This is a genomic window from uncultured Bifidobacterium sp. (genome assembly GCF_949292005.1).
Taxonomy (GTDB): Bacteria; Actinomycetota; Actinomycetes; order Actinomycetales; family Bifidobacteriaceae; genus Bifidobacterium.
Genome location: NZ_CASEXV010000054.1, coordinates 1 through 4,005, shown reverse-complemented (window position 1 = coordinate 4,005; position 4,005 = coordinate 1). Strand labels below are relative to the sequence as shown.

Annotated in this window: 4 protein-coding genes; 3 read left to right on the top strand and 1 reads right to left on the bottom strand. The window is 63.4% G+C overall.

Going from position 1 to position 4,005, the window contains the following annotated elements; translation table 11 throughout:
• Positions 1-90 precede the first annotated feature (90 nt).
• A complete protein-coding gene (locus tag Q1X90_RS03790; RefSeq protein ID WP_300766694.1) occupies positions 91-870 on the bottom strand; it encodes a TetR/AcrR family transcriptional regulator in 780 nt (259 codons plus the stop codon).
• 77 nt (positions 871-947) lie between these two features.
• Between Q1X90_RS03790 and ftsY the strand changes: the two genes are divergently transcribed.
• From ftsY to Q1X90_RS03775, 3 genes are all read left to right on the top strand, one after another.
• A complete protein-coding gene (gene ftsY / locus Q1X90_RS03785; protein ID WP_300766692.1) occupies positions 948-2,204 on the top strand; it encodes a signal recognition particle-docking protein FtsY in 1,257 nt (418 codons plus the stop codon).
• Positions 2,205-2,392: 188 nt separating this feature from the next.
• On the top strand, positions 2,393-3,679 hold the full coding sequence (locus Q1X90_RS03780; protein WP_022861192.1) for an ammonium transporter: 1,287 nt from the start codon (positions 2,393-2,395) through the stop codon (positions 3,677-3,679).
• A 1-nt stretch (position 3,680) separates the two neighbouring features.
• Positions 3,681-4,005: P-II family nitrogen regulator (locus Q1X90_RS03775; RefSeq protein ID WP_300766688.1), on the top strand; the 325-nt coding region annotated here is incomplete at its 3' end.

The window sequence follows — 4,005 nt, the reverse complement described above, 5'->3', positions numbered from 1 at the left end:
TTGACGTCCGGTTCGTGACGGCGGGACGCGTGATCGCGCCCGTCCGGTCGTGGCTGTCGATCTGGCCCGTTTCCCACGTCCTGTCGGCACCTAACCTAGCATGTCCTGTGACTCTTCGGTAGGGCCAGTGCCGGTGGGTTCCGCGCCTGGGGTCGTGTCCGTGTCCGCGCGGGGTTCCGCGTCCACCGTCGTATGCGATTCCTCATCCGTCGGGGCGGCGGGACGCTTCTCCTGAAGCTTTCGAGCCTTCGCGCCCTCATATCGCAGCTCCGGCTTGGCTTCCAGCCGTGAGAGTCCATGCCATGCCAGATTGACAATGTGCGCCGCCAGCTGCTCCTTGCTCACCTTGCGCTGATTCGCCCAGTACTGGCCCGTGAAGACCGTCAGCCCCACAAGCATTTGTGCGTAGTAGGGGGCGCCTTTGGCGGGAAGATGCTGTCGTCGGAACCATTGGGACAGAATCTGCTCGACTCTGACGCTCACATCCCCAAGCAGCGAGCTGAAAGATCCCGCCGGGTCCGTGCTGGGCGAATCCCTGACGAGAACCTGAAACCCTTCCGTGTTTTCCTCTATATAAGTGAGTAGAGCCAGGGCCGCACGCTCGACGATCTGACGGGGCGGGGCGTCAGTATCGGACAGCGATCCCGCCAGAGCGTCGGTCAGGGAGCGCATCTCCCTGTCGACGACCACCGCGTACAGCCCTTCCTTGCCTCCGAAGTGCTCATACACGATGGGCTTGCTCACCTTGGCGTTCGCGGCAATCTCCTCCACGCTCACCGCTTCGAATCCCTTCGAGGCGAAAAGCGCGCGTCCGACGGCGATGAGCTGCTCGCGCCGTTGATAGGATGTCATCCTCGATGCGTTGGCCATGACTCCAGTGTGGCACGCCGGGGGGATGGACGTCCGCGGATGTGGCGCTCGTCCGTTTGCCCTCTTAGTCTGGATGTATGTCAGACTCAACTGTCGTTGTTTATGCCGTCGTCGCGGCTCTGGTGGTCATCGCCATTGTTGTTGGTGTGGTGGTGGCCCGGTGGAGGAGCGCAACCCGCGGCCGCCGTGGTGAAGAGAATGTCGCGTCCGAAGACGTTCCTGCGAAAACGGTTGCTGAAGACGGCCCCACGTCCCCGTCGACTGCACCGTCCGTAGCCAGGTCCTCGGACCGCGCTCCGGAGATCATAGGTTCCCTGAAGGATGAGCCATCGGGGATTCAGCCGCTGCCGGCGCCCGGTACGTCTGGCGTTGCTGCGGCATCGGGCACGCGGACGAGGGAGAGCCCCGAATCCTCGTCCTCCCGGTGGACCCGTCTGCGCGCGCGTCTTTCCTCCACGTCGAATCCGATCGGACGCACCCTGTTCTCCATCCTCACCCGCGACAATCTTTCGGCGCAGGACTGGGAGGATGTCGAGGACACTCTGCTGATGGCCGATGTCGGCGCGGAGGCGACCGAGACCTTGGTGGAGGGTCTCCGCTCCGACGCCCGCGTCACCGGGACGAGCGACCCCGGGCAGGTCCGCGAGGCTTTGCGCGCCCGTCTTCTGGATGTCGTCGGGGAGGGGGTGGATCGACGGCTCAACGCGGTCAGGCCCGATGCCACCAAGCCATCCGTCATCATCATGGTGGGAGTCAATGGGACGGGCAAGACCACAACGGCGGGCAAGCTCGCACGGCTTCTCGTGGCCGAAGGCAAAACGGTTATGATGGCCGCTGCGGACACGTTCCGCGCCGCCGCAGCCGACCAGCTCCAAACATGGGGCGCCAAAGTCGGGGTTCCCGTCGTGCGTTCCGAGAAGGATGGCGCGGATCCCGCATCTGTGGCCTTCGACGCCGCCGACAAGGCCCTCGCGCAGGGCTCCGACGTGCTGATCGTCGACACCGCCGGTCGTCTGCAGAACAAGTCGAACCTGATGGACGAGCTGGGCAAGATCAGGCGAGTCATCGAGAAGCGCGTGCCGGTGGCGGAGGTTCTCCTTGTGCTTGACGCCACCACGGGACAGAACGGCCTGACCCAGGCGCGTGTCTTCGCCGAGGCGATAGGCGTCACGGGCGTTGTGCTCACCAAGCTGGATGGGTCGGCGAAGGGTGGAATCGTCGTGTCGGTTCAGAACGAGCTGCACGTTCCCGTCAAACTTGTGGGGCTGGGCGAGGGGCCGGACGATCTGGCTGTTTTCGACCCCGCGGGCTTCGTCGATGGCCTGCTGTCCTAGACGCGGGTAACGTGTTCGTAACATGATGTAACGTTTTGAAAACTCTGGTGGCTTTGCATGTGCATTGTTGGCCTTGTGCATCCTTATTCACGTCGTGGATGGGTGCGGAGGAGATAGAAGGGGCCACTGGGAACCCCGTCCGCCATGGACAGGGCGTTCGCAAAACGAGGTCAGAGAGGGAGGTAGATATGGACTCCGGAAATGCCGCATGGATTCTCACATCCGCGTCGTTGGTGTTCCTGATGACGCCCGGCGTGGCGTTCTTCTACGGAGGAATGGTCCGCGCCAAGGCTGTGCTGAACATGCTCATGCTATCGGTGGGTGCGCTCGCCGTGACGGGTGTCGTATGGATGTTCTGGGGCTGGTCGATCGCCTATGCGGGCAAGGACGTCGGGGGCATCTTCGGTGATCCCGCGTCCGGGTTCCTTCTCAAGGACGCGGTCGTCGCCAAGGACGGCGTTTGGACCGCCACCGGGATGAACGGGAACAAATACCCGGTGAGCATCGATGTGGCCTTCCAGCTGGCGTTCGCCATGATCACGGTGGCCCTGATCTCGGGCGCCCTCGCCGAGCGCATCAAGATGAGCACGTGGATGCTTTTCGTGGCTCTGTGGATCACCTTCGACTACGCGCCGATGGCCCATATGGTCTGGAACGGCGGTCTGCTTTCCGGCACGGGTCCGATCTCCACCGCGATTGGCGCAGCGGCGCATGATTTCGCAGGCGGCACCGTGGTCCATATCAACGCGGCAATCGCCGCACTGGTAATCGTGCTGATCATCGGCAAGCGGAAGGGATTCGGCACCGAGCCGATTCGTCCGCACAATGTTCCCTTCGTCATGCTGGGAGCCTTCCTTCTGTGGTTCGGCTGGTTCGGATTCAACGCGGGCTCGGCCTTCGGCGCCAACGGCACCGCCGGATACGCGTGGGTCTCCACCACCGCGGCCACGTCGGCCGCGACCTTGGCATGGCTCTTCACCGAGAAGATCCGCAGCGGGCATTACACCGCCATGGGCGCGGCCTCGGGCATGGTTGCCGGTCTGGTCGCCATCACGCCCGCCGCCGATGTCGTCTCGCCGATATGGTCCATGGTTCTGGGGGCGATTGCCGGTGTTCTGTGCTGCTTCGCCTGTGGTCTGAAGTTCAAGCTTGGATATGACGACTCGCTTGACGTCGTGGGTGTCCACGGCGTCGGAGGTCTGACAGGAACCGTCCTCATCGGCTTCTTCGCCGAGGGGACCGGCCTGTTCGCCGGCGGCGACGGAAAGCAGCTGTTGGTGCAGATCATCATCGCCCTGGTGGCCATCGCCTACTCGGCGGTTATCACCGCGATCATCGCGTTCGCATTGGAGAAGACCATGGGATGGCGCGTCACCGAGGCGCAGGAGGTCTCGGGCATCGATCTGGTCGATCAGGGCGAGCGTGCCTACGATTTCGCTGGCATGTCCAGCTCGGTCATCAAGGAGGTGAAGTGAGATGAAGCTCATCACAGCGATCATTCAGCCGCATAAGCTCGATGACGTCAAGCAGGCTCTATCCGCGGCGGGGGTTCACGGACTCACGGTGTCGGAGGCCAATGGGTATGGCCGTCAGCGTGGCCATACCGAGGTCTACCGCGGCGCCGAGTACACCGTCGACCTGATTCCCAAGATCCGCATTGAGGTTCTCGCGGACGATGCCGATGCCGATACCCTGGTCTCCACCATCGTCAAGGCGGCGGGCACGGGGACCATCGGCGACGGCAAGGTGTGGGTCGCTCCGTTGGACTCCGTCACCCGTGTGCGTACCGGAGAGAACGGAG

Bases quoted from the DNA above. Each gene is read 5' to 3' on its own strand.
- Q1X90_RS03790 (WP_300766694.1), bottom strand. From the start codon at position 870: ATGGCCAACGCATCGAGGATGACATCCTATCAACGGCGCGAGCAGCTC.
- ftsY (WP_300766692.1), top strand. From the start codon at position 948: ATGTCAGACTCAACTGTCGTTGTTTATGCCGTCGTCGCGGCTCTGGTG.
- Q1X90_RS03780 (WP_022861192.1), top strand. From the start codon at position 2,393: ATGGACTCCGGAAATGCCGCATGGATTCTCACATCCGCGTCGTTGGTG.